Source organism: Flavobacterium hydatis, from assembly GCF_000737695.1.
GTDB classification, from domain to species: Bacteria; Bacteroidota; Bacteroidia; order Flavobacteriales; family Flavobacteriaceae; genus Flavobacterium; species Flavobacterium hydatis.
Window position 1 is genome coordinate 1 of the sequence record NZ_JPRM01000004.1, and the last position, 26,898, is coordinate 26,898.

A 26,898-nucleotide genomic window follows, 5' to 3' on the forward strand; every position below is an offset into this window, starting at 1 on the left:
ATATAAACCACATGAAAAATAATTCTAATAAGGAAAACTCCTTGAAACATGTTCTTTTTGGGAGCTTAATAGGTACGACAATTGAATTTTTTGATTTTTATATTTATGCCAATGCTGCCGTATTGGTGTTTCCTCAGTTATTTTTTCCGGGAGCTAGTAGTACCAATTCTACACTTGAATCTTTGGCTACTTTTTCGATAGCCTTTTTGTCCAGACCAATAGGCTCAGCTGTTTTTGGTCATTATGGAGATAAAATAGGTCGTAAAGTTACTTTGGTAGTGGCTTTGCTAACCATGGGATTATCGACAATTGCGATAGGTTTTTTACCGAGTTATGCAAGTATCGGAATTGCTGCGCCTATTTTATTGATGTTATGTCGATTTGGTCAGGGAGTTGGTTTAGGAGGCGAATGGGGTGGAGCTGTTTTACTAGCGATAGAAAATGCGCCTCCGCATAAACGTGCTTGGTATGGAATGTTTCCGCAATTGGGAGCACCTATCGGATTGTTACTTGCAGGCGGGACTTTTTTAATTTTAACGGATACTATGACCAGTGAAAATTTTATGAATTATGGATGGAGAATTCCATTTATAGCGAGTTCTCTTTTGGTAATTGTTGGCTTTTATATTCGTTTAAAAATTAGTGAAACTCCTGCTTTCGAAAATTCTAAATTGGAACAGAAAGAAGTTAAAATTCCATTTTTTACCTTATTGAAATCATATAAAAACCAATTGATTTTTGGAACTTTATCTGCAATTACAACCTTTTTGGTGTTTTATTTGATGACAGTTTTTACCTTGAGTTGGGCTACCTCTGACTTAGGTTTTACTAAAAGAGATGCTTTGCTAATACAATTGTTTTCGGTATTATTTTTCGCAGCATTTATTCCTATTTCGGCTTTGGTTGCTGATAAAATTGGTCGTCGAAAAATCCTAATTATTACTACGATTGCCATTGCAGCATTCGGTTTTTTCTTCTCGTATTTCCTTAATTCAGGAAATTCTATTTTGGTAACAGCTTTTGTGTGTATTGGAATGTCATTGATGGGGTTTACGTATGGTCCGTTGGGAACTTTTTTGTCGGAGTTGTTTTCTACCACAGTTCGTTATTCCGGAGCTTCATTAACTTTTAATATGGCTGGTATTTTGGGTGCTGCTTTTGCACCAATGATTGCAATTTGGTTGGCAACAACTTATGGCTTGAGTTATGTAGGGTTTTATCTGACAGCGGCTGCCTTGATTTCTTTAGTTTCATTTTTGGTGATTTCTAAAAAAGTGCATCAGTTTTAGAAACGTATCTGCTGATATAAATAGTTAGAAAAACAGAAAGCTTTATGTTCATAAATAAGATTTTAAGGATTTAAAACTAATTTTTACTCATAATTTTGATTTTATAGAGATGTTTATTTTATTGAAAATCAGTATTTTGATTTCTTAGTAAGAAAATATTTGTTTTTAAATTTGGTTATTTCAAAAAAAAATCACAAAATTTGCATCAGAAAATAAATCATTAACCAAATTAATAACGAAGACAATGTTTGTACCAAACTTTACCTCTCAAAACATCGCATCAGGATTAGATTCTGTTGTTATGTGTCTTCGTGGCTTTTCGCAATCATAGCAAATCAATTTTAGATATATGAACAAGCCCGAAGGAAATTAACTTTCGGGCTTTTTTTATTCTAGACACTTCAAAAAATTCCCGATACCCCGAACTCAATTTATCTATTGGAGATAAAATGCTTTTGCCTTGTATTTTCTAATACTTGGCAGGAAACTATAATTTAAATTTTTTAAATGGACAATTATCTTTTAGATGATTACATCTTGTGTAGTCGTTTAAAAAAGGAAAAGCAAAAAAAGAGCGCAGTTAAAAAAGATTTTGAAAAACAATTAATTCAGTTAGATAAGCTTGAAGATGAACTATTACGTAAGCGTAGGGCTTTACCATTAGTTCCTTTGGCAACACCTTATCAAAAAGGGTGGGAACGCAATTTTGTACTTAGGGAGGATATTGCGAGATCTAAAGAAGCATTGTTTTATAAAACGATATTGGAAAAGATAAATACGGTGCAATATTCTTCTGATAAAGCTTTTAAGAAAAAGAAAAAGAGAAAAAGAAAGCATGTTTATGTTGAAAAACTTCAAACTGTAAAAGAGTTTTCAGAATCAGAATGGAGAAGTCCAAAACTAGCATTGACAGATAAAGAAAAAATGCATTTTTATAAAAGAGAACGATGGTGTCCTAATTGTAAACGCTATAAAGTTCATTACATATTTAATGAGCCTTGGCGCTATGTATTGCGTGTTAGACCAAATATGATAACACATACAAAAATGGTTGATGGAGTTTTGGAAAGTGAGATTGATAGGATAAGTAATTATATCACCAATCATTTTCTTCGAAATTTAATGATGAAAATTGCACACGGTAGCGCAAAATATTGGAGATGGAAAGGTAATAAGGATTTAAAATACCAAAATCCATTAAACAATAAACAAATTCATAACATAATGGATGAATATTATAAAGAAATAGAATATCTAAATAAAGGAGTCATTGCACTCTGAAGATAAAAAAATACAATGGGAAATAAATTATCTGGAAAGGACCTGATTAAAATAGGTTTTCCAAAAAACAATAGTATCAACATTGCCTTGGGGCAAATTAACAGATACAGAAAACGAGAAAAAAAAGAAAGTATATTAAACGAAGCGAAAGAAGTTTTACTATCGCCAGAAAAGTTTACAGGACATGGTACTTGGGGTAAAGTTGCCGAAGGATTAGTAAATCCAGTTCAAGTAAGAATGCATCAGCTTAATAACACAAGAGCTCCTTTTTCCATATTTGGAGAAAATGAAATCGATGAGCAAGCTAAGTATCAGTTATATGATGCTTTAAAACTTCCTGTTTCGGTTGCTGGTGCTTTAATGCCGGATGCGCATTCTGGTTACGGATTACCAATAGGTGGTGTACTTGCAACAGATAATGCTGTAATTCCTTATGGAGTAGGAGTAGATATTGGTTGCCGAATGAGTTTGTCAATTTTTGATATTCCCGCCTCTTTTTTTAAAGGAAAAGAGCATCAGTTGCAAGCGATTTTAAAAGACAATACTAAGTTTGGAATGTACGAAACCCATACCATACGAGCAGACCATGAAGTGTTTAGCCGAAGTGAGTTTCAGGATATTCCGATTATAAAAAATTTGTTAGGTAAAGCGTACAAGCAACTCGGGACATCTGGTGGTGGAAATCACTTTGTAGAGTTTGGAATTGCTAAAATAACTGACCCGCTTAATGAGTGGAAAATTGGTGTAGGTGAATATTTTGCAGTACTGTCACATAGTGGATCAAGAGGTCTGGGAGCAAATATTGCTAAACATTATACGTATTTGGCAACAAAACAATGTCCGTTACCCAAAAATGTGCAGCATTTGGCATGGTTAGATTTAAATACACACGACGGACAAGAATATTGGCTGGCTATGAATTTAGCAGGAGATTATGCCAAGGCTTGTCATGATGATATTCATCGCCGTATTGCTAAAGCTATTGGTAAACGTGTGGTTGTAACAATCGAAAACCACCACAATTTTGCTTGGAAAGAAATGGTAAATGGCAAAGAAGCCATTGTACATCGTAAAGGTGCAACTCCAGCTAATGCAGGTGAACTTGGGATTATTCCGGGTTCGATGACTGCACCTGGATTTATTGTTCAGGGTAAAGGAAATACAGAGAGTTTAAACTCTGCCTCTCATGGTGCTGGACGACTTTTTTCTCGTAGAAAATGCAAAGAATCGTTTACGCAAAGTGAGATTAATAAAGTCTTAAAAGCAAACGACGTAACCTTGATTGGAGGTAATATAGATGAAGCTCCAATGGCATATAAAGACATTAATAAAGTAATGGCCAATCAGACAGAATTGGTGGATGTACTAGGTACGTTTACACCAAAAATCGTGAGAATGGACAGATAAATAAATTCAAGATTATGGAAAGGTTTAAAGATGAAAATAAATGGTTAGGGAGTTTTGGAAATAGCATAAATGTAAAATGCCCAAAATGTGCTTCTCAAGCAGTTGTTAGGAGAGCTTTGAAATCTGAATTTTATTATCTAGATAAAAGAATCTTAGAATGTAAAAAATGCTATTATTCTTTAAAAGAAGGGATGGTAAAATACATTGCTTCTGTAGATACTTATTGCTGTAATAATGAAGACAAGATAAAGTTTGAGTCGCAATTTCTGAATGAAAAACCAGAAACAATCAAGTTAAAATGTTCTGTATGTAATGAGATAAAAGAGTTCAAGCCGATGATTAAGGAAGTTCCTTTTGTGTTTGATACTGATAAATCATTACAAAGAGAAAGTGCTTTTAATGCTGAAATATGGTATCAGAAAGAATTTGACCAATCAATTTTTTGGGCTTATAATTTAGGACATATCAATTACTTAGAGAGATACATTAAAGCTGATTTAAGAGAAAGAAACAATAACGGAAGTGGTAACGGGACAATGGTTTCCAGACTTCCGAAATTTGTAAAAGAAGCTAAGAACAGAGAAAAACTGTTGAAAATTATAGAAAAATGGAAAAAATAATTCAAATAACATCAGGTCGTGGCCCAGCAGAATGTAGCTGGGTTGTGGCTCAGGTGCTAAAAACATTCTTGGAAGAAGCAAACGAGAATAAAATAAAAACAACGTTGCTTCAGCGAGAAACAGGAATTGAAAATGGAACTGTAGAAACGGCAACAATTTTATTAGAAAGTACTAATCTTAATGAGTTTGTAAACTCTTGGATTGGAACAATTCAATGGATAGGGCAGAGTCAGTTTAGGAAATTTCATAAACGTAAAAATTGGTTTATCGGCATTTTTGAAATTGATAAAGCTACTACAACGCAAATTTCTGAGAATGATATTCAGTATCAGGCAATGCGTAGTTCAGGTGCAGGAGGACAACACGTAAATAAGGTGAGTTCGGCAGTAAGAGCAACTCATGTTCCTACGGGAATAAGTGTTGTGTCTATGGATTCACGTTCGCAGCATCAGAATAAAAAACTAGCTACTGAGAGATTATTACAGAAATTCAAGGATGAAACCGTAAAGCAGTTTAAAGCCGAATTTCAGGCACAATGGATGAATCAGTTACAAATTCAGCGAGGGAATCCAATTCGGGTTTTTCAAGGCTCGGATTTTAAAAAACAAAAGCAAACAAAAAATTACAAACAGGAAAGGCAAAGATTAAAAAGAGAAGATTATTTTGATAATGATTGATCTCAGGAAATTTGAATTTCTTAATAGAATAAATTATGAAAACAGTAGATAAATACCTTTTTCAGGCATTAGATAATTATCCGTATTCGCTGGAAGATACCATCGAATCATTGGATTATGCATTATCTTATGATGATAAAAATACAATGGCGTTATGTTTATATGGGCAGGTTTTAAGCGATCAGTTATTTAAATATGAAGAAGCCAAAGAATATTTTCAGCAAGCTATCTCCATTAATATTAATGCAATCGAAGTATATTCTTTTTATATTCATACTTTAATTTTGAATGAGGATTACGAAGAAGCAATGAAGTTAATTGATTTTGCATTGACTGTAAAAGGAATCAATAAAACAGAAATTCTTTTGAAGAAAGTGATGCTTTTAGAAAGCAAACAAGAGCTTAAAAATGCCTTGAAAGCAATGAAAGAAGCTAAACTTGTAACTTTAAATTCAGCTTATGATTATAGTATTGAAGAAACAGAAAAAAGACTAAACAAAAAATTAGATAAAGGTTCTGGAAAAAATAAGCCAAATAAGAAGAAAAAGAAAACGAAGTAAAAGGAAAAAAGGATGCTGTAAGGCATCCTTTTTAGTTATATAATTTATCGTTTTAAAGTGAAATGTCCTCTAAATGGTGTACCGTCTAATCGGGTTATTGTAAACCAATAATCAGAAGCAGGTTCTTCGCGACCAATGTATGTTCCGTCCCAGGAGTCGTTTTTATGTAATTCTTTGATGAATTTACCATAACGGTCAAAAATTTTAATTCCAGTATTTGGTGCTAAATAATCAAAATCTATAGTCCATGTATCGTTATAACCGTCATTATTTGGAGTGAAAAATTTCGGAAAAGGAAATTCCTTCATGTAATTAATACATTCTACAGTAGTTGGTTTAAGAACTTGTATTGTAATAGGAGTTCTATTGCTTTCGCAGCCATTAATAGTTTGAGAAGCGTAATAAGTATTTTCATTTTCAAGTGGAGTCGATTTGGATAAATCAGTTCCTAATGTTGCCGTATCGTACCATTTTATATTTTCGCCAGTAATTTTGATAGTACTAAGTGTAGCATTTTGTTGTTCGCAAAAAGTCTGGATTGCACTTCCAAACGGAGCTTGTGTATCTTGAATTTTTATAGCAACGGCATATCTTTCGCTTTCACAACCATTTATTGTTTGTGTAGCGTAATAAGTACCGTTTTGTAGTATCGTAGTAATTGGTAAAATATTCCCAGCTGTTTTGGCATCATACCATGTGATTAATGTTCCGGTAATATTGATGTCATTTATAGTAGCATTTTCATAGATGCAGAAAGTTTGTTTGTTATTTCCATTTGGTAAAGGAGTATCATAAACTTTGATAGAAATTGGAGTTCTCTGGCTTTCGCATCCTATATTTTGTGAAGCATAATAAGTCGTATTATCTTGTAATAATGTACTATTTGCTAATGTAGCGGTCGAAGTGTTTGATTCATACCATTTTATATTTGTGCCAAAAACAGCAATATTGTCTAAAGTTCCTTTTTGATTTTTACAAAAGAATTGATTGGGATTTCCTGTCGGAGCAATAGGTGTATTACCAATTGTTACGGTAATTCCAAATCTTTTACTTTCGCAATTATTAAGAGTTTGCGATGCAAAATAAGTTTTTCCGTTTTGAAGATTAGTTGTAGTTGGCAGAAGATTTCCATTTGAAATTGCATCATACCATTTTATAAGATCTCCATTAACTTGAATACTTGCAATTGTAGGGTTTTGCCCTGAGCAAAAAGGCTGGTTTGCAGTTCCAGTTGGAGGAGGTGTATTCTGGATATTTATTACAACTGAAACTCTTTCGCTTTCGCAGCCACTTATCGTTTGCGAAGCGTAATATGTAGTTCCGTTTTGTAGTAATGTTGTATTTAATAAAAGATTCCCAGCTGTTAGAGCATCGTACCATTTTATATTTTGACCTGTAGTAATTGCTATGTCATTTATTGTTGCGTTTTGCTGAATACAAAAGGTTTGTGGAGTATTAGCAACAGGAAGTGGTTGACTTGTAATAGTAACGGTTTGATTTTGAGTAGCTGTATTTCCGTTACCATCATTATAATTCCAGACTATTGTATAACTTCCAGGTAAACTATAAGATAAAGGATCTGTAGTTGTACCAGTTATTGCTCCTGCACAAACATCTGTCGCAGTAGGAATTGTTGTTATTGTCGTGTGACAATTTCCTGTTATAGTAGGAAGATTAATAATGTCTGGAATTGGAGCTTGAACGTCGCCAATAATGACGGCGGTTTTCCCTGTACCATCACAACCTCCTGTTCCTGTAATTAAGCAACTATATTCGCCACTATTGTTAACTGTAGCATTTATTATTGTTGGATTTTGATCTGTTGAGGTAAATCCATTTGGACCTGTCCATAAATAATTGGTACCACCTGATGCTTTAAGTTCTAATGTTTTGTTTGTACAGATTGGTGAATTTGATGAAATTTCTGGAATTTTAAAGGAAAGATCTTCAGAAAATTTCATTAAAAAAAAATTTTTATCGCCCAAAATATTAGATTGATAAGAACTTCCATCGGCAATATCATCATTGAAACTTGATAATCCAGCTACAAAAATTGCACCGTCAGTATGTAAAGCTATTTTTACAGTATTATCATTTCCAATATATGTTCCCCAAATAAAAAGTCCTTCTTTAGAAAATTTACCTGCATATCCATAATGACTTCTAATTCGGTTAGGTTTATAAGAGCAGGGAGTTGTGAGTTTTAAGTCAGTTCTAAAATCAATATTTCCGCCTCCAATGTAAAGTGAATTATTTTGAAAGACTATAGAAGAAATGTTAATATCTCCCACGTAAGTACCCCACATTCTTTGTCCTTGAGCATTTAGTTTTGCTAATAAACCTTTATAAAGATTTGCATTTGAGTCTTCAAATGTTCCAGATGTAGCAATGTTATCGCTACTATAAGTATATCCTCCAATATAAATATTTTCGTCATTATCAATTTCTACCGATCGAATTTCTTCCATGGGTGAGCTGCCGCCATAATAAGAACCCCAAATTCTTTCTCCGTTTAAGGAAAACTTACAAACGTATCCATCTCCGAGAAAATTAGAGTTCGGTTTTTCCTGAAAAACACCAGTAGTTGCCATATTGTTTGTACTTTTAGTAGCCCCTCCAGCAACTAAGTAAGAATCCTTTATTGTAATAGCACTTAAATTATCATTTCCGTCCCCTCCAACATAAGTACTCCATATTAAATTTCCATTTGTATTAAATTTTGCAATAAACGCGTCTGTATTTATCCCATATGGACTTGCTGAATAACTTAATTCAGTTTGAAAATTACTATTTATAGCTATATTTGTTTTACTGGAAGTTGTACCAACAATGTAAACATTATCATTAATGTCAATATCCAATTTAGTTGCATAATCGCTATCTTCACCACCAAAATAAGTTCCCCATTGTCTTACGCCATTACTATTAAACTTTACTAATATAGCGTCTGAGGATCCTCTCAAATTTGGTTGAAAAGATCCTATAGTACTAATGTTTGTCTCTGACCAGGTATAGCCCGTAATTAAAACATTGTTTTGTGAATCAGTTTTCACACCATAAAGATAAATAGCCTGTGTACCAGAATAGTATGTTCCCCATAATCTATTGCCGTTTTTATCAAACTTAAAAAGTATACCATTTGTAATTGAATTGATATACTGATGGCTTCCGCTTGTTTGATGTGCTCCAGAAGTTGCATAAGAAGGGCTTTGCGATGTTGTAGATCCTGAAACATAAGCATTGCCAAGGGAATCAGTTGTTAAATCAACTTCGTGCCAATTTGAACCAGCATTTCCAGTTTCGTCTCCATAAAAAGTTCCCCAAAGTCTTACAGGCACAGGATCAATAACAATAGTTTTTCCGGAAACAGCTTCTAAGCTATCAAACCCATAAACATCTTTTTTAATTTTTCTATATCCAACCTCAATTTCCTTTTTATTATTTCCTTCTTCAATCCAACTTGCAGGAAGTGTTTCTTCCATTTTTCCAAAGCGAACATTCATTTGGATTTTATTATCAACCAAATCGGTTTCGGCACCATTAAATTTTAATTGAATATCTGATATTTTTCCTTTCGGATGTATGACAAAATTATATTCTACAGTTTTTTTAGGGTCATCAGGAATTGTAAAAATAACATCGATATTAGGGTAGATATTTTTATATGTAATTTGTTTGTATTGACATACACCAATAATACCTTCGGGTTTATTTGGAACATTGTAATAGTTATCAAAGTCGCTAGATTTTTGTTCTGCAATTAATTCAACTTTAGTATTAGAGTTTGCAAAATTGATATCTATTCTGTGGAATAAATATTCTAAATTATACTCTTGCTTTTCTTCTTTTTCCGGAATTAAGAAAGGAAGTGTTTTTGCCGTTGAAGAATGCGTAATTGGAATTTTCTTTACTTCATAAATGTCATAAGAGAAACCGTTTTTTTTTAGTTGAACATTTAAACCTCCCGAATTCAGTAAATACTTTACAGCATTATTTGGTTTTCCTTTTTGATCAATAACCTGGCCTTTATTCTCTTTAAATCCAATAGATTGATTTTTGTTTTGAGCAAATGTTGCAATATTAATTATTAAAAATAGAAAAAGTAAAGTATGCTTCATGATGGTATTTTAAACGGGTGTAAATGTAATTAAATATCTATTAAAACATGTATGAGTAAAGTATGAGTTTAAAAAAAACGGACGAGTAAAAACTGTTATACGAGCCGCCAAATCTTTTTATAAAAAGTCTCTAAATATGCCTTATTTTTGCACAAAAACATTTCCCTTTGAAAACCAAGCTTTTTATAATTACTCCACCTTTTACACAACTGAATACTCCATATCCGGCAACTGCCTATATTAAAGGGTTTCTGAATACTAAAAATATAGAATCGGTTCAGGCAGATTTAGGTATCGAAGTGATTTTAGAATTGTTTTCGAAGAAAGGATTACAAGATTTGTTTGATTTTTCAAGTTCAAAATTTGAAGTTTCAGGGAATACAATTACAGATAATTCCAAACGTATTTTTGCTTTGCAAGACGAGTATCTTAAAACCATAGATGCTGTTATTGCTTTTTTGCAAGGAAAAAATCCAACATTGGCATTACAAATTTGTCAGGAAGATTTCTTGCCAGAGGCTTCCCGATTTGTACAATTGGAAGAGCTAGATTGGGCTTTTGGAACAATGGGAACTCAGGATAAAGCAAAACATTTGGCAACGTTATATCTTGAAGATATCTCGGATTTTATCGTGGAATGTGTCGATGAAAATTTTGGTTTTAGCCGTTATGCCGAACGTTTAGGTCGAAGTGCTAATTCTTTTGATGAGTTATATGAGGCTTTACAACAAGAGCTAACTTATAATGACAGAGTTTTAATATCTATTTTAAAAGAGAGAATAGAATCGGTAAAGCCAACTCTATTTTTAATTTCTGTTCCTTTTCCGGGGAATTTATATAGCGCATTTAGATGTGCACAATGGGTAAAACAGAATCATTCTGAAATTAAAATTTCGATGGGTGGTGGTTTTCCAAATACCGAGTTACGTTCATTATCTGATGCTCGTGTTTTTGAGTTTTTTGATTTTATTACTTTGGATGACGGGGAAGTGCCTATCGAATTGATAGTTGATAATTGCGAAGCGGTAGTTTCTGATGAGTATAAAAGAACTTTTTTACTCGAAGATGGGAAAGTAGTTTATAAAAACAATTCGTTGCGACATGATTATAAACAATCTCAGGTTGGAACACCAGATTATTCTGATTTGCTTTTAGATAAGTACATTTCAGTTATAGAAATAGTGAATCCGATGCACCGTATGTGGAGCGACGGACGCTGGAATAAACTCACGATGGCACACGGTTGCTATTGGGGTAAATGCACGTTTTGTGATATTTCATTAGATTATATAAAGGTTTACGAACCTGTTGCAGCTAGTTTGTTATGTGACCGAATGGAAGACATGATGAAGCAAACAGGACAAAATGGTTTTCATTATGTAGATGAAGCTGCTCCGCCAGCACTAATGCGTGCGTTGGCTCTCGAAATTCTTCGACGAAAGTTAGCGGTAACTTGGTGGACAAATATTCGCTTTGAGAAGAGCTTCTCAGCTGATTTATGTTTGTTGCTAAAAGCTTCGGGTTGTATTGCCGTTTCGGGTGGTTTAGAAGTTGCTTCAGATAGATTATTGAAACTTATAGATAAAGGTGTTACAGTAGAACAAGTTGCAAAAGTAACTCGCAATTTTACCGAAGCCGGAATTATGGTTCATGCGTATTTAATGTACGGATATCCAACGCAAACAGTTCAGGAAACGGTTGATAGTCTCGAGATGGTGCGTCAGTTGTTTGAAGCTGGAATTTTGCAATCAGGATTTTGGCATCAGTTTGCTATGACAGCGCATAGTCCAGTAGGAATGTATCCTGAAAAATTTGGTGTGGTTAAAGAAACTGAAGCGATTGGAACTTTTGCGAATAATGATATTAATTATACTGACAAAACAGGAATTGATCACGATAAATTCAGCTTTGGACTAAAGAAATCACTCTTTAATTTTATGCACGGAATCTGTTTTGATTATGAACTTCAAGATTGGTTTGATTTCAAAATTCCAAAAACTAAAATAGGACCTGACTTTATTTATGATGCTTTACAAGAATCGGAAGATTTTAATATAAAGCCAACCGCTAAAATTGTTTGGTTGGGAGGAAAGCCTTTTACAGAATCTTTTACCAAATCTAAAAAAGGAAATTCATGGGAAATGCTAACACTTACTTTTCATGATAAAAAAGAAAGTTTCAGTATTCAAACCAATAAAAATGAAGGGGAATGGTTAGTAGAAATATTACAGAAAATTTCAGTTTCAAAAACTAAGACATATATATTTCAAGAAATCAAAGCTGACTTCGAAACCAATTTTGAAGATTTTGAGTTGTTTTGGTATTCTAAACCTGTGAATACTTTAAGAGAATTTGGATTATTGGTGTTGTAGTAGATTATTACGCAAAGTTTCTTAAAGGGAATCGCAGAAAAGCACAAATTTTTATTGTTGGATTACATAAAAAGTCCTTCGACTTCGCTCAGGATGACAAACAGAATTGTGTTAATTTGTTTCACGCAGATTTAGTAGATTTTTTTCTGCTCATTCTCTTTCCAGAATCTAAACACAATAGTTTACAAGCCAAGTCTGTAGAGACGCACCGTAGTGCGTCTACCACAATATAACAGTTTTTTTAATGCATGTTTTAAATTTTATTGTTTAGGATTCAGTCTGTAGAATTATATTGAGAAGATGCACTGCGGTATGTCTCTACAAGCATTACGTAATAACTGTTGTGCTATTTTTTAAACCTTAGAATCTTAGCCTCTCAGAATCTCAGTGCCTTTGTTCAACAATCAACTTTAAATCTAAACCCAATTCCGTGTAAGTTCTCGATAACAATTCCTTTCTCGTTTACAAGGATTTTGCGAAGACGTGAAATAAAAACATCCAGACTTCGTCCCATAAAATAATCATCATCGCCCCAAAGAGAAGTTAGAATTTGCTCTCTTTTTAAGACAGTGTTTTTGTTATCTATAAATAGCTTCAGCAATTCTGACTCGCGCTGTGTTAGACTTGTTTTTTCGTTTTCATTATATAAAATGAAATTCTGAATGTCAAAATGGTATTTTCCAATTCTATAAACGGATTTATCTATGGAGTCATTCTTTTGAGAACGCTTTAGGAAAATTTCAATTTTTAGGAGTAATTCCTCAATGCTAAAAGGCTTTACGAGATAATCATCGGCTCCCAATCGCAATCCTTTTATTCTGTCTTCTTTTAGTGTTTTTGCCGAAAGGAAAATAATAGGAATATCCGAGTTGATTTTTCGTATTTCGGTAGCGAGTTCAAATCCGTCTATTTTGGGCATCATAATATCTAGAATACAAATATCAAAATTTCCTTTATTAAAGGCTTCCAAACCTAATTCTCCATCACAACAATGTGTTACCTCGTAATTATTTTGTTCCAAATTATCTTTGGTAAGAAACGCTAAGGTTTCATCATCTTCAGTGTAAAGAATTTTAAAAACACTCATTTTTTGTACGGAATTAAGATGGTTATGGTTATCCCTTTTTCGGGATTGTTAATAGCATTGATTTTCCATTGATGCAAGTTGCAAATCTTTTTTACATAATACAAGCCCAATCCAAAACCATTAGATTGCGTACTTTTTTCATTTGGAATCCTATAAAACTTATCGAAGATAAAAGAAATATTCTTGTTAGCAATACCAATTCCGTTATCTATAAAAGCAATTTTTAGTATTTGATTTTCAGTAGTTAAGCGAATTGTGACTTTTGGTTTAATGTCACAATATTTTATCGCATTATCAAGAAGGTTGTAAACGATGTTTACAAAATGAAAAACATCGGCAACAATATGATAATTTGCAGCATCAGATTCAATTTTTATCTCCGTATCAGGATATTTTAGCTTTATGTTCTCTATCGTTTCCTCAATTGCTGGAATAATCGAAATATCTTTTGGTTCGAGTTCTAAAGGCGTATAATCTGATTTTGCAATGCTTAAAATCTTCTCAATATGATTGTTTAATTTACCACTCTGGCTAATGATAATCTCGGTATATTTTTCGAGTTTCTTATCTTCCTTAATCGGATTCTGTTTTATTAAATAATTAGAGGCAATTAAAATAGAAGCCAAAGGTGTTTTAAACTCATGCGTCATATTATTAATAAAGTCACGTTGTAGCTCAGAGTATTTTTTTTGCTGTAAAAGCGTAAAAATCGAATAGATATAAATTAGTAAAATGATAATAAGCATTATCGAAAGTACAAACCAAAAGCGCATCGAGCTAAAGATATAACTGGTTTCATTAGGAAAACGTACAGCAAAGTAATAAACTAAATCTTTGTGTTTCGGGAAATAAACCGATTGTTTTTCTTTTGAATCTTTGGATAAAGAAACATGGTTTCCATAAACCATTTCGTTGCTTTGGCAATTGTACATAGCATATTCAAAATCGGTTGTAATATTCATTTTTTTGAATTCCGATTTCAAATAAAACTCTAAAATATCAGGTTCAAAGTCATTTTCGATGTTTACAACATAATAGTCATTAGATATCTTTTGGATAGGGCTTTGTGCAGGCAATTCATTACTACTGCTTTCATGTAGTTTTTTGGCAACTTCAAGTAACGCAATATGTGTTTTCTGGTTTAGCTTTTTTTGCTCAAGCATAAAAGCCTCTTTGGTCCATAGTAATTGAGCGACCAATATGCCGATAATTGCTATAAACCCCAGAAGAATAATACTGTTGAGTCTGTTTATTTTCACTTAAATAGAGTTTTGAAGGTGTAATATTAATCAAAAATATCTTTAAAAATAGCGATTAACAAGTCGTTAACAAACATTTGAGATCGATTAACAGCGTTCCGTTTTTATGTGATTTACATTTGTAATGTTCAAAAATAAATAACCAAATAATAATTTAAATTTTAGACTTATGAAAATTATCAGACCTTTACTATTAGTGTTAACATTAGGGTTAATGTCTTTCTCTGCAATTGCACCAGTACAATCAATTGTTGAAAGTAATGTTGTGGTAGCAGCAGGAATTACATGGAAAGCGGAAACGATTGATGTGGGACAAATCCCTCAGAATGTACCAAAAGCTATTGATTTTGAATTTAAAAACACAGGAAAAACAGCAGTAGTTATTACTAGTGTTCAAGGTTCTTGTGGGTGTACAGCAACAAATTATACAAAAGAACCGATTCTTCCTGGAAAATCGGCAAAAATTACAGCAACTTACAATGCAGCTAATAAAGGTGCTTTTTCTAAAACTGTTACAGTTATAACAAGTGCAGAAACAACACCAAAAGTACTTACTTTGAAAGGGACAGTTTTATAATAAGTAGTTCGTTATGTCTCTAAACTCCAAGCAGCTCAACTTGCTTGGAGTTTTTTTATGTTTTGTAATGAAATTAATCGATTCGAACAATGTTATTTAGGGTAATACATCAATACACTTATAAAAGCGATTACTGTAATGATCAGAGTCTAGTGCGCTAATTGTGACACTTTTTATTTTCCCTGATGAAGCGTGTATAAATTTTGATTTCATACCATTGGCTTCGCAAATAATCCCAACATGTCCAACTATAGTTTTGTTCTTGTAACCGTAAAAAACTAAAACGTCACCAACTTTAAAGTCTTCGGCTTTTTTAGTAATTCCCAAATTTTTGTAACCACTTGAACTTCGTGGTACGCTAACATCAAAATGCTGAAAAACATAATTAACAAAACCAGAACAATCAAAACCTTTATTTGGATTATTGCTAGCGTATAAATAAGGAGTTCCTAAATATTGTTTAGAATATGTGATAATAGAATCTCTATCTATTGTTGTTTGTGTTTTTTCAATTCGATTTATTTTAATATTTTCTTCTTTTTTTATGGTAAAAGACGAGAATAAAATTGCTGCTGCAAATGATATATAAATTGGGGATTTCATTTTTTAAGGGGGAAGTAATTTAATTTATAAAGATATGTGGTTACTTTTTAATATCAAAGGAATGCTAGATTATAAGGATTGGAAAGTGTTTTTGAGGATGATTTATAAGCTAATTTTAAAGAAGAATTAAAGGGTATTTATGAGTTAATTTTTACAAATAGGAGTTTTTATTTCTTATCTTTGAGAGACTTCGTAATAAAATAGCTTAAATATGACTGTTTTGCGATGAGGTTAATGATTAAAGGTAAGCTGAAAACTTTATAGAGTAGGCATGATTTTAAATTATACTTATGGAAAATTCTTTATTTAAAAAAGTAAAAAAAGCTATTGATTACTGGTACATTCCATTATTAGTGGGAATACTTTTTGTGGGAATCGGAATTTGGTCTTTTATAACTCCCTTAGCAGCTTATTTAACTCTTGCTCTTATTTTTAGTATCTCGTTTTTAGGAAGTGGAATTTTTGAAATCATTTTTGCACTTTCAAATAGAAAAAAAATTGATAATTGGGGTTGGACATTAGCTTCAGGAATTTTAGGATTAGTTGTAGGGATATTATTAATCTCTAATCCATTAATTTCTATTACTATACTTCCGTTGTATGTAGGATTTGTTATTTTATTCCGTTCTATAATGGCATTAGTTATTGCTTTTGATTTAAAGAGTTATTCCGTACCTGATTGGGGAAATCTTTTGGCTTTGGGAATACTAGGAATCATATTTTCATTCATATTATTATGGAATCCTATTTTTGCAGGACTTTCGCTAGTATATTGGACAGCTTTTGCTTTTATAGCAATTGGCGTTTTTTATATTTATTTCTCTTTCAAGTTGAAAAAAATACATGATATCCCTGAAAGGTTACATGATTTAGAAGATAAAATTAATTCATAAAGAATAGTGTTTTTTAGGTTATTAGGAAAACGAACTAAAAGCATAAAACTATAAATCGAAAGTATTTCAATTAGTATAAATTAATTGTATAATACTTTCGATTTCTTATTTTTACAGAAGTAGAATTTATGTGCTTTGTATTTTTAAATTCTTTAATTTTTCAATCTTTAAATCAAAAAAATGAAATACAATAGATGTGGAAAAAGCGGATTATTATTGCCGCAAATTTCTTTGGGATTATGGCATAATTTCGGTTCGGTAGATAATTTTGAAAATGGCGAAAGTATCATTAAAGAAGCTTTTGATAAAGGAATTACACATTTTGATTTGGCTAATAATTATGGACCAGTTCCGGGTTCTGCTGAAGAAAATTTCGGAAAAATACTGTGGCACAATTTCCAAGGAAATCTACGTGATCATATCGTGGTTTCTACCAAGGCGGGTTATACGATGTGGGACGGACCTTATGGAGATTGGGGTTCTCGTAAATACTTACTATCAAGTTTAGATCAGAGTTTAAAGCGAATGAAACTGGATTATGTAGACATTTTTTATTCGCACCGTTTTGATCCTGAGACACCTCTGGAAGAAACCATGATGGCTTTGGATTATGCGGTAAGAAGCGGAAAAGCATTATACGCAGGAATATCTAATTATAATGCAGAACAAACCCGAGAAGCAACTGCTATTCTGAAACAATTAGGCACGCCTTGTTTAATACATCAAGTTAAATATTCGATGTTTGTACGTGAAGCCGAAGCAGGTTTGCTAGATGTTCTCGAAGAAAAAGGAGTGGGTTGTATTGCATTTTCGCCTTTGGCACAAGGACTTTTAACGGATAAATATTTGAAAGGGATTCCAGAGAATTCCAGAGCTTCAAACCCAAACGGACATTTGCAACTCGAGGAAGTATCAGAACAAAAAGTACAAAAGATAATTGCTTTAAATGAAATTGCTCAAAATAGAAATCAATCTTTGGCACAAATGGCATTAGCTTGGTTATTAAAAGACAATCGCATTACATCGGTTTTAATTGGTGCAAGTTCAGTAGGACAGTTAAATAACAATATAGATAGTTTGCAAAATCTTGATTTTTCTCAAGAAGAACTAAAAGCGATTGAAACTATTTTAGGATAGAGATAATGCAGAGATGAATATTTTTTAGTATCCAGTTACAATTTTCAGTCTAGAATTAAAAGCAAAAATCCCAATCTAAATTTTTAGATTGGGATTTTTTTATGGCTTTTGGCTTTAAGCCAAATAAAATTATTTCTTTTTTGTAGGCTTTGTAGGCGCATCAAAAATACCTGGAATTGCAGTCAACTCAACAATTTTTACAATAACATCAGTTGCTTTTTGCATGCTTTCTACAGGAACATATTCGTATTTACCATGAAAATTATGACCGCCAGCAAAAATATTAGGACAAGGCAATCCTTTGTATGATAATTGAGAACCATCAGTTCCACCTCTAATAGGTTTTATTAATGGTTTTATGTCTAATTCTCTCATTGCTTTCTCTGCAATATCAACAATATGTTTTACAGGTAAAACCTTTTCTTTCATATTGTAGTATTGGTCATTTATTTCGGCAATTACGATTGGTTCACCGAATTTTTTGGCAAACTTATGATTGATTTTTCTAGTAATTCTCTCAATCAGTTTTTTACGTCTTTCAAATCTTTTAGCGCTGTGATCTCTAATAATAAGTTCCAGAACAGTTTCTTCGATACTTCCAGTTAAATGATGTACGTGAAAAAATCCTTCATAACCTTTGGTTTCTTGTGGTGTTTCACCTTTAGGTAATTCATTAATAAACTCATTAGCGATAAGCATCGAGTTAATCATTTTACCTTTGGCATAACCAGGATGAACACTTTTACCTTTAAAAGTGATTTTTGCACCAGCAGCATTAAAGTTCTCGTATTCAAGTTCACCAATTTGACTTCCGTCCATGGTGTAAGCCCATTCAGCACCAAACTTATCTACGTCAAAATGATTTGCACCACGACCAATTTCTTCATCGGGTGTAAACCCAACTCTAATTTTCCCGTGTTTAATGTCTGGATTTTTAATTAAGAATTCCATTGCCGAAACAATTTCTGTAATTCCAGCTTTATCGTCGGCACCTAATAAAGTAGTTCCGTCAGTTGTAATTAAGGTTTGCCCTTTATATTGTAATAAATCTTTAAAGTAACTTGGAGATAGAATTATGTTTTGTTCTGCATTTAATACAATGTCTTTACCGTCATAATTAGGGATAATTTGTGGTTTTACATTAGCTCCTGAAAAATCTGGAGAAGTATCAAAATGAGAAATAAAACCAATAGTAGGAACAGTATGCTCTACATTACTTGGTAAAGTAGCCATGATATAAGCCTTGTCATCTATAGTAACATCTTGCATACCGATGTTTTTTAGTTCTTCGACAAGTTTATTAGCAAGATCCCATTGTTTTGCAGTACTTGGTGTAGTTTGTGAATTTGGATCAGACTCCGTATCAATTGTTACATAACTAATAAAACGATCTATAATATGTTGCATTTTTATTTTTTTAAGCAACAAATATAGACATTTTTTTTAGCTGTCTTATTTTAGATTAAAACATCCTGATGTAAACAAAAAAGGATTCTATTTTAGTAGAATCCTTTTCGTGTTAATTTTATTTCTTTAAATACTTTTAACGCATCTAAAACCAAGATGATTTGCTGCAGAACGAACTTCGCCTTTTCCTCTAGTACCTACCATATAGCGAGTGCAATATTGGTCGGTACATAAAAAAGAACCACCACGGTGTACTTTTTTAAGCTGACCTGGTTCGGAAGGATCATTACTTGCATCTGGACCTTGAGGATTTTTGGCAAGACCAGCTTCGCTTAATGTTTTAAAATAATCGTAGCTATACCAGTCATTTACCCATTCCCAAACATTTCCTGCCATATCATATAAGCCGTATGCATTTGGAGCATATTGGGCTGTAGGAGCAATACCTTTAAATCCGTCTTCGCCAGTATCTCCATCTTTAATCGGGAAATGACCTTGGTATATATTGGCTTGAAATTTTCCTTTAGGTTTTAATACATTTCCCCAAGCATATATTTCTCCAGTTTTACCACCTCGTGCAGCAAATTCCCATTCGGCTTCGGTTGGGAGTCTTTTGCCAGCCCATTTTGTATAAGCAACAGCATCTTCATAAGCTATTTGTACAACAGGATATTTTTCTCTTCCTTTTATAGAGCTATTTGGTCCTTCGGGATGTCTCCAATCAGTTCCTCCTATATAAGACCACCATTGCAAGAAGTTGTTTAAGTTTACAGATGCTGGGGTAGGACTAAATACAACCGATCCTGTAATTAAGTCTTCTTCGTTAGCCGTAGGGAATTCTTCTTTAGTAGGTTTTTGTTCGGCAACGGTTATATAACCAGTAGCTTTTACAAACTTTTCAAATTGCTCATTGGTAACTTCTGTTTTATCCATCCAATACCCATCTACGTATACACGATGTATTGGCGCAGCATCTTTGGTAACACCTTTTAAGCTGCATAAGCTTTCGTCCTCGACATTGCTTCCCATCGAGAATTCTCCTCCAGGAATCCAAACCATTCCTTCGGGAGCTTTGGATGGTGCTGTTTTTTTATTTACGATTGTAGGTTCAAATTTAGATTCTGATGAAACCATTTGAACTTCGTTACAATCCTGAGTTGTTTTTTCTGTAGTTGGCTTTATAAAATTTGTATAGCCAAAGCTAATAAATAGAATACCAGAGGCTATTATTCCAAATAACCAATATTTGTTTATTTTTTTCATTAATTCGACTGTTTTTATATAGTTATTGTTTTACTGAATAAAATTACAATAAAAAGTTAAAAGAGATCAAATTAAGAAGCTGTTTTTTTATACAAATTGGGTGCATTTTAGCATATAATAGCTAAATTTGCACCCACAAAAACAACAACACACTTATGTACAAATTGCTTATTCGTCCGATACTTTTTAGGTTTGATCCAGAAGAAGTCCATTATTTTACTTTTTCATTTGTTAGATTTATTTCCAAAATACCAGGAGTTTCATCGATTATAAAAGCGATTTATAAAGAAAATGACCCTCGATTAGAGCGTGAAGTTTTCGGGATAAAATTTAGTAACCCAGTTGGTCTTGCAGCAGGATTTGATAAAGATGCCAAGTTATACAAAGAACTTTCAGATTTTGGTTTTGGTTTTATAGAGATAGGAACAGTAACGCCAGTAGGACAGGAAGGAAACCCTAAAAAGAGATTATTTCGCTTAAAAGAAGATCAGGCGATTATTAATAGAATGGGATTTAATAACGGTGGAGTTATCGAAGCAGTAGAGCGTTTAAAACAAAATAAAGGTGTTTTAATAGGAGGGAATATCGGTAAAAACAAAATCACTCCAAATGAAAATGCTGTAGATGATTATATCATTTGTTTTGATGCCTTATTCAACCATGTCGATTATTTTGTGGTGAATGTAAGTTCTCCAAACACACCAAACTTAAGGGCACTACAGGACAAAGAGCCATTGACGCAATTATTGCAAACGTTACAAAATAAAAATTTAACGCATGCAAAGCCAAAGCCGATTTTATTAAAAATTGCTCCAGATTTAACCGATGAGCAATTATTGGATATTATCGATATTATAAAAACTACACAAATTGCAGGTGTAATTGCAACCAATACTACAATATCTAGAGATGGATTACAATCTGTAAATAAAGAAGAAATGGGAGGTTTATCAGGTAAACCTTTAACCCAAAGATCAACCGAAGTAATTCGTTTTCTTTCTGAAAAAAGTAACAAAGCATTCCCTATTATAGGAGTAGGCGGAATACATACTGCTCAAGATGCTATCGAGAAATTAAACGCGGGAGCAAGTCTGGTTCAGTTATATACAGGTTTTATTTACAAAGGTCCAGCTTTGATAAAAGCAATTAATAAAGAGATTTTAAAAGGTTTGTAAAAACATAACTTGAGCAATCAGGCCAGTAAGTAATGCAATCCCAAAACTTAAAAGAGTTCCTATAAGGACGTATTCTGTTAGTTTACGATCTTTGGCCTCTTTTAAATCGCCAAACCTAAAAATAGATTTTGCAGCCAATAAAAAACCAATGGCTTCAAAATGTCCGGTGATTATAAAACAAAACACAAATAGACGTTCTAGTATGCCAATGTAATTTCCTGCATTGGCAAGAGAATCGTCGGTTCCATTTTTATTTTCGGGAGTCCAAATCGAGATGAGGTTTCTAATACAAATCGAAGTTGGTTTCGTTAAAAACAAAACACCGGTAAGTATAATCCAGAATTGACTATTAAAGTAAAGAAAGTCTATTTTTTGATGATTGTATAAAATAGTAATCACTATTAAAACTATCAAATGCGCAATTTGGTCACCAATAAACCAAGATCTTCTGGTAGTATCTTTTTGATAATGAAGTTTTAAAAAATCAATAAAACCATGTGTAATCGCTAATAAAAGCGCATACCAACCAAAAGATAATTCCCAAACAAGAATCCAGGTTAAAGCCCCATGAAAAGCAGCGTGTATATATAGGTAGATACTTTTTTGTTTCTTGGTTTCTTTATCAATAACCCATGAATTAGGCTGAAATATAAAGTCACCGAGTATGTGTGCCAAAAATAATTTTACAAATAGTATCATAAAGTAAATTCGTTTATTTGCGATCTAAAATAACGGTCTAAATCCATCATTAATTCAAATTGTGCTCGTTTTTGTCTTCGGCTTACAGCAGCTTGGTTAATCCCTAATTTTACCCCGATTTCTTCCTGAGATAATGTAGGATTCTGAATTGCAATTACTACAAATTTTGCAGCAGGAACCAGCCAGTTATCCATAAAAGTTAAACCTAGGCGTAACATCAAATTGAGCTTTGTATCAAAATCTACATTTCCAGATTTTAAAGCCAAAGTAGTTTTTTGCTTTTTTAATGTTTCAAAAAGTTCTCCTGAATTTATAAAAGCAGTTCCATTACTCTCAGATATTTTCTTTGCTTTATGTGTTTTATCCCCAAAGCCAATGCTCATTCTAGCATCAAGTTTTATAGATCTTAGATAGGCTTTTATTAATAAAGCGGCTAATAAAGCATCCTCAGGATTACTTATTTCTATCTGAAATTCATCGCCACGATAAATTTCCCATTCACTTGGATTCTTGCCAAACTGATTAAATAGTTTTTTTAAACTATCAATCCAATCTTTAGATTTTAGTTGTCTTGAACCTATAATGTCACCAGTAATTACGCTTATCATATTCAAATATAATTAAAAATTAAATACCATTTTTGTTTCAATTTGTTCCATTTCTTTTAGATTATCTATTATAAATACACTCTCCGATTTTGCTCAGGATGCTATTTATAAACTTGCCAGACCAAGCACAGTCGAAACTAAGATTTAGTATATTACCTCAAACGAGTAACTTTTAGAATTAAAGAATTGCGATTAAAACAATTGAGTATTTACTCTATTTTATAGACAATATAATCACAAACTAGTCATTCACCTTTTGTCAAGATAAGAAGTTTTAATAAAATTGTATTACAAATATAAGTAATATTATTTGTTATTACGTTTTTAGGTAATATTTATAAATATTACTATTTTATGTAATAAAATAAACAAAGCGATATTTTTTATTTATATAAAAAAGACAGTAACTTAGCATTCAGAAACAGAACTGCTTTGAGTAAAGAAATTAAGATTATCGAATGTCCGCGAGATGCTATGCAAGGCATCAAAACATTTATTCCTACCAAGAATAAAGTTTCTTATATCCAGTCTTTATTACGAGTAGGTTTTGATACCATTGATTTTGGGAGTTTTGTTTCTCCAAAAGCAATTCCGCAAATGCAAGATACAGCTGAGGTTTTGGCACAACTAGATTTGTCGCAAACCACCAGCAAATTATTAGCAATTATAGCCAATACTCAAGGAGCCGAAATAGCTTCGGAACATAAAGAGATTCAATATTTAGGATTTCCATTCTCAATTTCTGAGAATTTCCAAATGAGGAATACACATAAAACTATAGCCGAATCTATAATTACACTACAGGAAATATTAGAAATTGCAGATAAAAAGAACAAAGAAGTCATAACATACCTTTCGATGGGATTTGGGAACCCTTACGGAGACCCTTGGAACGTAGAGATTGTTGGGGAGTGGACAGAGCGATTATCTAAAATGGGCGTAAAAACACTTTCGCTTTCAGATACCGTAGGTAGTTCAACACCAGATATTATCACCTATTTGTTTTCTAATTTAATTGCACAATATCCTCAAATCGAGTTTGGCGCACATTTACATACCACACCCAATACTTGGTTTGAGAAAATAGATGCTGCTTTCCTTGCAGGTTGCCGCCGTTTTGATGGAGCAATTCAAGGTTTTGGAGGTTGTCCAATGGCGACTGATAAACTTACAGGTAATATGCCAACAGAAAAAATGGTGTCGTATTTTACAGCGCAAAAACAAGATACCAATGTTAGAGCTATGAGTTTTGAGAGCGCTTATAATGAAGCGTCTAAGTTGTTTGGAGCCTATCATTAATACATAATTCAAGATGATTTCATGAAAGATTTTGAACTTTGGTTAGAGTTTGAAGAAGTAGCCCCGGATAATTGGGAAATAGAGAATGAGTTTTGTAATATTCATGTTTACATGAAAGATGGAAGGAAATATGGGCTAAATATCTGGACCTATGATTTTTTGAAAACTATTGTCGAATTAGATAAAAAAGATGGAAATAATCTTAATGGTTTGTATCAAGTTCCACCAGATTTATTTGTCAAGGAGTTAACTCGAAGCTGTATTGAAAATACAATTTCTGACTTATTAAATATTGGAAATCTTGAAGAAATCTTGAATCCAAGAATAGTCGCAGAAAAAGACATGGAAGAATAGTGTATCTAGCATAATAGAAAAAAAACATCCCATTTTTCAGTAATAACTAACAATTAAAAATCGTTGTTACCATTACACCAAACTAAAAATAATCTTGTAATGAAATTATATTATAATAATATGTTTTTCAGACTTATAATCGTCGCATTAATGTTTTGTTCGTGCGCCAGTGATTTAGATTTTGATCAAACCAAAGATCTTAAACTAGAACCTGTTTTTGTTGCCAATTTAACTTACTTTGATGTTAAGGCAAATACATTTATCGATAACGGAGAAGAACAAGATGTTGTTTTTAATGTGCAGGATTTTGATGTATTTAGAGATAGTTTTTTTAGAGACAATTTAAAGAAAGCCGAGTTTAATTTCGAAATTGATAATACAATAGCCAGAGCCTACATAGTTAATTTTGTTTTTCTAGATGTAGATAATCAGGTGGTTCATCATACCGAAATAGATGTTCCAGCTTATACAAACACACCAAATATTGTAAAATACACAGATGTTTTCGAAAACGAAACATTAGAATTACTAAAAAAATCAGTTAAACTAGAAATAGGAATTACCATGTTGCCAGGAACACCATTAACCAAAGATAGTCCCGGAAGTTTAAAACTGCGTTCAGGAGCAACCGTTTACTTCGAAATCAAATGAGAAAAATCTATTTAATTTTGTTGTTAGCAGTATCTATTTCTGGAATGGCACAGAATAAACAAATACTGTATAATTTCTCTTCAATTCCGCAATCGTTACTAGTAAATCCAGGAACAGATGTTGCGTATAAGTTTTATTTTGGAGTTCCGTTGTTATCTGGTATTTCGGCAAATGTTGGTTCAAGCAGTTTTTCGGCTTACGATTTATTTGCAAATAATGGAGTCGACTTTAATACCAAGCTAAGAAATGCAGTAAACAAAGCATCCAAAAATGATAAGGTTTCAGTTAATCAACAACTCGAATTGTTTTCAGGAGGATTCAAGGTTGGAGGTCGAGAAAGTAAAGCCTACGTTTCATTTGGAGTGTATCAGGAAGCAGACTTTTTTATGTATGTTCCTAAAGATTTGGCATTATTAGCATTAGATGGAAATCAAAAATATATCGGAAAATCATTCGATTTGAGTCAACTAAGTGTAAAGGCCGAAGTACTTTCAGTTTTTCATATAGGATACCACAAAAAAGTAAGCGATAAGTTAGTTTTAGGAGGTCGAGCCAAATTATATTCAAGCGGATTAAACGCAACTTCTACCAAGAATTCAGGATACATTTATACAGGAAGGTCAAACACAACAATGTATAACCAAATTATATCTTCTAATTTAGAATTAAAAACCTCAGGAATTGCCGAATATCGTGAAGATGATTATAATGGAAGTGTCGCTTCAGACATTGCACATAAAACTTTCTTGGGAGGAGGAAATTACGGCCTCGGTTTTGATGCGGGGATAACCTATTATCCTAAAAAAAACATTCAATTCACGGCAAGTATCATCGATGTAGGATTTATTCGCCATAGCAAAGAAGTAGAGAATCTTACCTACAAAGGGTATTACCAATACGAAGGCGTAAATCCTAATTTTACCAATCCCGAAAAACCAGAAAATGTATTCGATGAGTTCGAAGCAGCAATACCACGCGACACACTTTATGGTAAATACACCACTTGGCGACCAGTAAAATTTAACTCTTCATTTCAGTATTCTTTCGGAGAATCCAGATCCGACGAAGAATGCAATTGTGTCTCAAAGGGCGAAACCGAATATCTTAATGGAGTAGGAGCACAATTATTTGCGATGTCTACACCTAGAACGCCATTGGTCGCTTTAACAGCTTTTTATAGACGTACCCTTTTCGAAAATCTTCAGGTAAAAGCAACTTATACTATAGATTCTTATTCTTCAAAAAACATAGGATTCGGGCTTTCAACAAATCTTGGCAAGTTTAATTTATACGCCATGGTCGATAATATTCTGGAATACAAGGACATTACAAAAGCCAATAGTGCCACGTTTCAATTTGGACTTAATTTTATTTTCAAAGAAAATTCTGAATACTATTAAGTTATTTTTTTTAAGGAGCTAATCCGGCTATTCGCTATAATCTTTATTGTTTTAAAGAAAAACAATAAAGGATTTTCGCTACTATCCGGGCTAGGACAGCTGTAGTTTTTATGGCTTTTTTTATAGAAAATATCTATCAGAAATTATTAAAACTAAAATTTC

At 32.7% G+C, this 26,898-nt stretch carries 23 protein-coding genes; 15 read left to right on the top strand and 8 right to left on the bottom strand.

Features of this window, described 5'->3' with window-relative positions:
- Positions 1–11: 11 nt before the first annotated feature.
- The 6 genes from IW20_RS03475 (at position 12) to IW20_RS03500 (ending at position 5,834) form a co-directional block, all read left to right on the top strand.
- Positions 12–1,289 carry an MFS transporter gene (locus IW20_RS03475; protein ID WP_035618874.1) on the top strand — a complete coding sequence of 426 codons (1,278 nt, stop codon included), beginning with the start codon at positions 12–14 and terminating at the stop codon, positions 1,287–1,289.
- A 507-nt stretch (positions 1,290–1,796) separates the two neighbouring features.
- Positions 1,797–2,570: a hypothetical protein gene (locus IW20_RS03480; RefSeq protein ID WP_051885523.1), complete on the top strand. Its 774-nt coding sequence runs from the start codon at positions 1,797–1,799 to the stop codon at positions 2,568–2,570.
- 15 nt (positions 2,571–2,585) lie between these two features.
- The gene (locus IW20_RS03485; protein WP_035618877.1) at positions 2,586–3,977 is read left to right on the top strand and encodes an RtcB family protein; all 1,392 of its coding nucleotides are present in this window, start codon (positions 2,586–2,588) and stop codon (positions 3,975–3,977) included.
- 14 nt (positions 3,978–3,991) lie between these two features.
- Positions 3,992–4,597, top strand: a complete 606-nt coding sequence (locus tag IW20_RS03490; RefSeq protein ID WP_035618879.1) for a hypothetical protein — start codon at positions 3,992–3,994, stop codon at positions 4,595–4,597.
- Positions 4,585–5,274, top strand: coding sequence for a peptide chain release factor H (gene prfH, locus IW20_RS03495; protein ID WP_035618884.1), 690 nt, complete (start codon positions 4,585–4,587; stop codon positions 5,272–5,274). The genes IW20_RS03490 and prfH overlap by 13 nt, the downstream gene beginning before the upstream one ends.
- 35 nt (positions 5,275–5,309) lie before the next feature.
- A complete protein-coding gene (locus IW20_RS03500) occupies positions 5,310–5,834 on the top strand; it encodes a hypothetical protein (protein WP_035618887.1) in 525 nt (174 codons plus the stop codon).
- Positions 5,835–5,878: 44 nt separating this feature from the next.
- On the opposite strand, the gene IW20_RS03505 is transcribed toward IW20_RS03500, so the two are convergent.
- Positions 5,879–9,952 (bottom strand): Ig-like domain-containing protein, encoded by a 4,074-nt coding sequence (locus IW20_RS03505; RefSeq protein WP_035618891.1) that lies wholly within the window; start codon positions 9,950–9,952, stop codon positions 5,879–5,881.
- Between the two features lie 167 nt (positions 9,953–10,119).
- Between IW20_RS03505 and IW20_RS03510 the strand changes: the two genes are divergently transcribed.
- On the top strand, positions 10,120–12,324 hold the full coding sequence (locus IW20_RS03510) for a B12-binding domain-containing radical SAM protein (protein WP_035618894.1): 2,205 nt from the start codon (positions 10,120–10,122) through the stop codon (positions 12,322–12,324).
- A 397-nt stretch (positions 12,325–12,721) separates the two neighbouring features.
- Here IW20_RS03510 and IW20_RS03515 read toward each other — a convergent pair whose 3' ends face one another.
- The gene (locus tag IW20_RS03515; RefSeq protein WP_035618897.1) at positions 12,722–13,411 is read right to left on the bottom strand and encodes a response regulator transcription factor; all 690 of its coding nucleotides are present in this window, start codon (positions 13,409–13,411) and stop codon (positions 12,722–12,724) included.
- A complete protein-coding gene (locus IW20_RS03520) occupies positions 13,408–14,670 on the bottom strand; it encodes a sensor histidine kinase (RefSeq protein ID WP_035618900.1) in 1,263 nt (420 codons plus the stop codon). Before IW20_RS03520 ends, IW20_RS03515 begins: the two co-directional genes overlap by 4 nt.
- Positions 14,671–14,839: 169 nt before the next feature.
- Between IW20_RS03520 and IW20_RS03525 the strand changes: the two genes are divergently transcribed.
- Positions 14,840–15,247: a DUF1573 domain-containing protein gene (locus IW20_RS03525; protein ID WP_035618903.1), complete on the top strand. Its 408-nt coding sequence runs from the start codon at positions 14,840–14,842 to the stop codon at positions 15,245–15,247.
- Between the two features lie 96 nt (positions 15,248–15,343).
- Here IW20_RS03525 and IW20_RS03530 read toward each other — a convergent pair whose 3' ends face one another.
- On the bottom strand, positions 15,344–15,850 hold the full coding sequence (locus IW20_RS03530) for a C40 family peptidase (RefSeq protein ID WP_035618906.1): 507 nt from the start codon (positions 15,848–15,850) through the stop codon (positions 15,344–15,346).
- A gap of 290 nt (positions 15,851–16,140) precedes the next feature.
- Between IW20_RS03530 and IW20_RS03535 the strand changes: the two genes are divergently transcribed.
- Both IW20_RS03535 and IW20_RS03540 read left to right on the top strand, forming a co-directional pair.
- Complete coding sequence (locus IW20_RS03535) at positions 16,141–16,743, top strand: HdeD family acid-resistance protein (protein ID WP_035618910.1); 603 nt, start codon at positions 16,141–16,143, stop codon at positions 16,741–16,743.
- 180 nt (positions 16,744–16,923) lie between these two features.
- On the top strand, positions 16,924–17,880 hold the full coding sequence (locus tag IW20_RS03540; protein WP_035618911.1) for an aldo/keto reductase: 957 nt from the start codon (positions 16,924–16,926) through the stop codon (positions 17,878–17,880).
- A gap of 129 nt (positions 17,881–18,009) precedes the next feature.
- Here IW20_RS03540 and pepT read toward each other — a convergent pair whose 3' ends face one another.
- Together pepT and IW20_RS03550 are read right to left on the bottom strand one after the other, a co-directional pair.
- Complete coding sequence (pepT, locus tag IW20_RS03545) at positions 18,010–19,287, bottom strand: peptidase T (RefSeq protein WP_035618913.1); 1,278 nt, start codon at positions 19,285–19,287, stop codon at positions 18,010–18,012.
- A gap of 126 nt (positions 19,288–19,413) precedes the next feature.
- Complete coding sequence (locus tag IW20_RS03550) at positions 19,414–20,550, bottom strand: formylglycine-generating enzyme family protein (RefSeq protein WP_035618916.1); 1,137 nt, start codon at positions 20,548–20,550, stop codon at positions 19,414–19,416.
- 155 nt (positions 20,551–20,705) lie between these two features.
- Between IW20_RS03550 and IW20_RS03555 the strand changes: the two genes are divergently transcribed.
- Positions 20,706–21,725, top strand: coding sequence for a quinone-dependent dihydroorotate dehydrogenase (locus IW20_RS03555; RefSeq protein WP_035618920.1), 1,020 nt, complete (start codon positions 20,706–20,708; stop codon positions 21,723–21,725).
- Here the strand turns inward: IW20_RS03555 and IW20_RS03560 are convergent.
- Positions 21,711–22,424, bottom strand: a complete 714-nt coding sequence (locus IW20_RS03560) for a DUF3307 domain-containing protein (RefSeq protein ID WP_035618923.1) — start codon at positions 22,422–22,424, stop codon at positions 21,711–21,713. The two genes, IW20_RS03555 and IW20_RS03560, sit on opposite strands and share 15 nt — an antisense overlap.
- Positions 22,421–23,032: an RNA polymerase sigma factor sigma-70 region 4 domain-containing protein gene (locus tag IW20_RS03565; protein WP_035618926.1), complete on the bottom strand. Its 612-nt coding sequence runs from the start codon at positions 23,030–23,032 to the stop codon at positions 22,421–22,423. The genes IW20_RS03560 and IW20_RS03565 overlap by 4 nt, the downstream gene beginning before the upstream one ends.
- A gap of 432 nt (positions 23,033–23,464) precedes the next feature.
- Here IW20_RS03565 and IW20_RS03570 point away from each other — a divergent pair, with 432 nt between their 5' ends.
- The 4 genes from IW20_RS03570 to IW20_RS03585 all read left to right on the top strand — a co-directional run bounded on the left by IW20_RS03570 (position 23,465) and on the right by IW20_RS03585 (position 26,736).
- Positions 23,465–24,331 (top strand): hydroxymethylglutaryl-CoA lyase, encoded by an 867-nt coding sequence (locus tag IW20_RS03570; RefSeq protein ID WP_035618931.1) that lies wholly within the window; start codon positions 23,465–23,467, stop codon positions 24,329–24,331.
- A 21-nt stretch (positions 24,332–24,352) separates the two neighbouring features.
- Positions 24,353–24,685: a hypothetical protein gene (locus tag IW20_RS03575; protein WP_035618933.1), complete on the top strand. Its 333-nt coding sequence runs from the start codon at positions 24,353–24,355 to the stop codon at positions 24,683–24,685.
- Positions 24,686–24,784: 99 nt separating this feature from the next.
- On the top strand, positions 24,785–25,336 hold the full coding sequence (locus IW20_RS03580) for a hypothetical protein (RefSeq protein WP_035619137.1): 552 nt from the start codon (positions 24,785–24,787) through the stop codon (positions 25,334–25,336).
- A complete protein-coding gene (locus IW20_RS03585; protein ID WP_035618935.1) occupies positions 25,333–26,736 on the top strand; it encodes a DUF5723 family protein in 1,404 nt (467 codons plus the stop codon). Before IW20_RS03580 ends, IW20_RS03585 begins: the two co-directional genes overlap by 4 nt.
- Positions 26,737–26,898 lie beyond the last annotated feature (162 nt).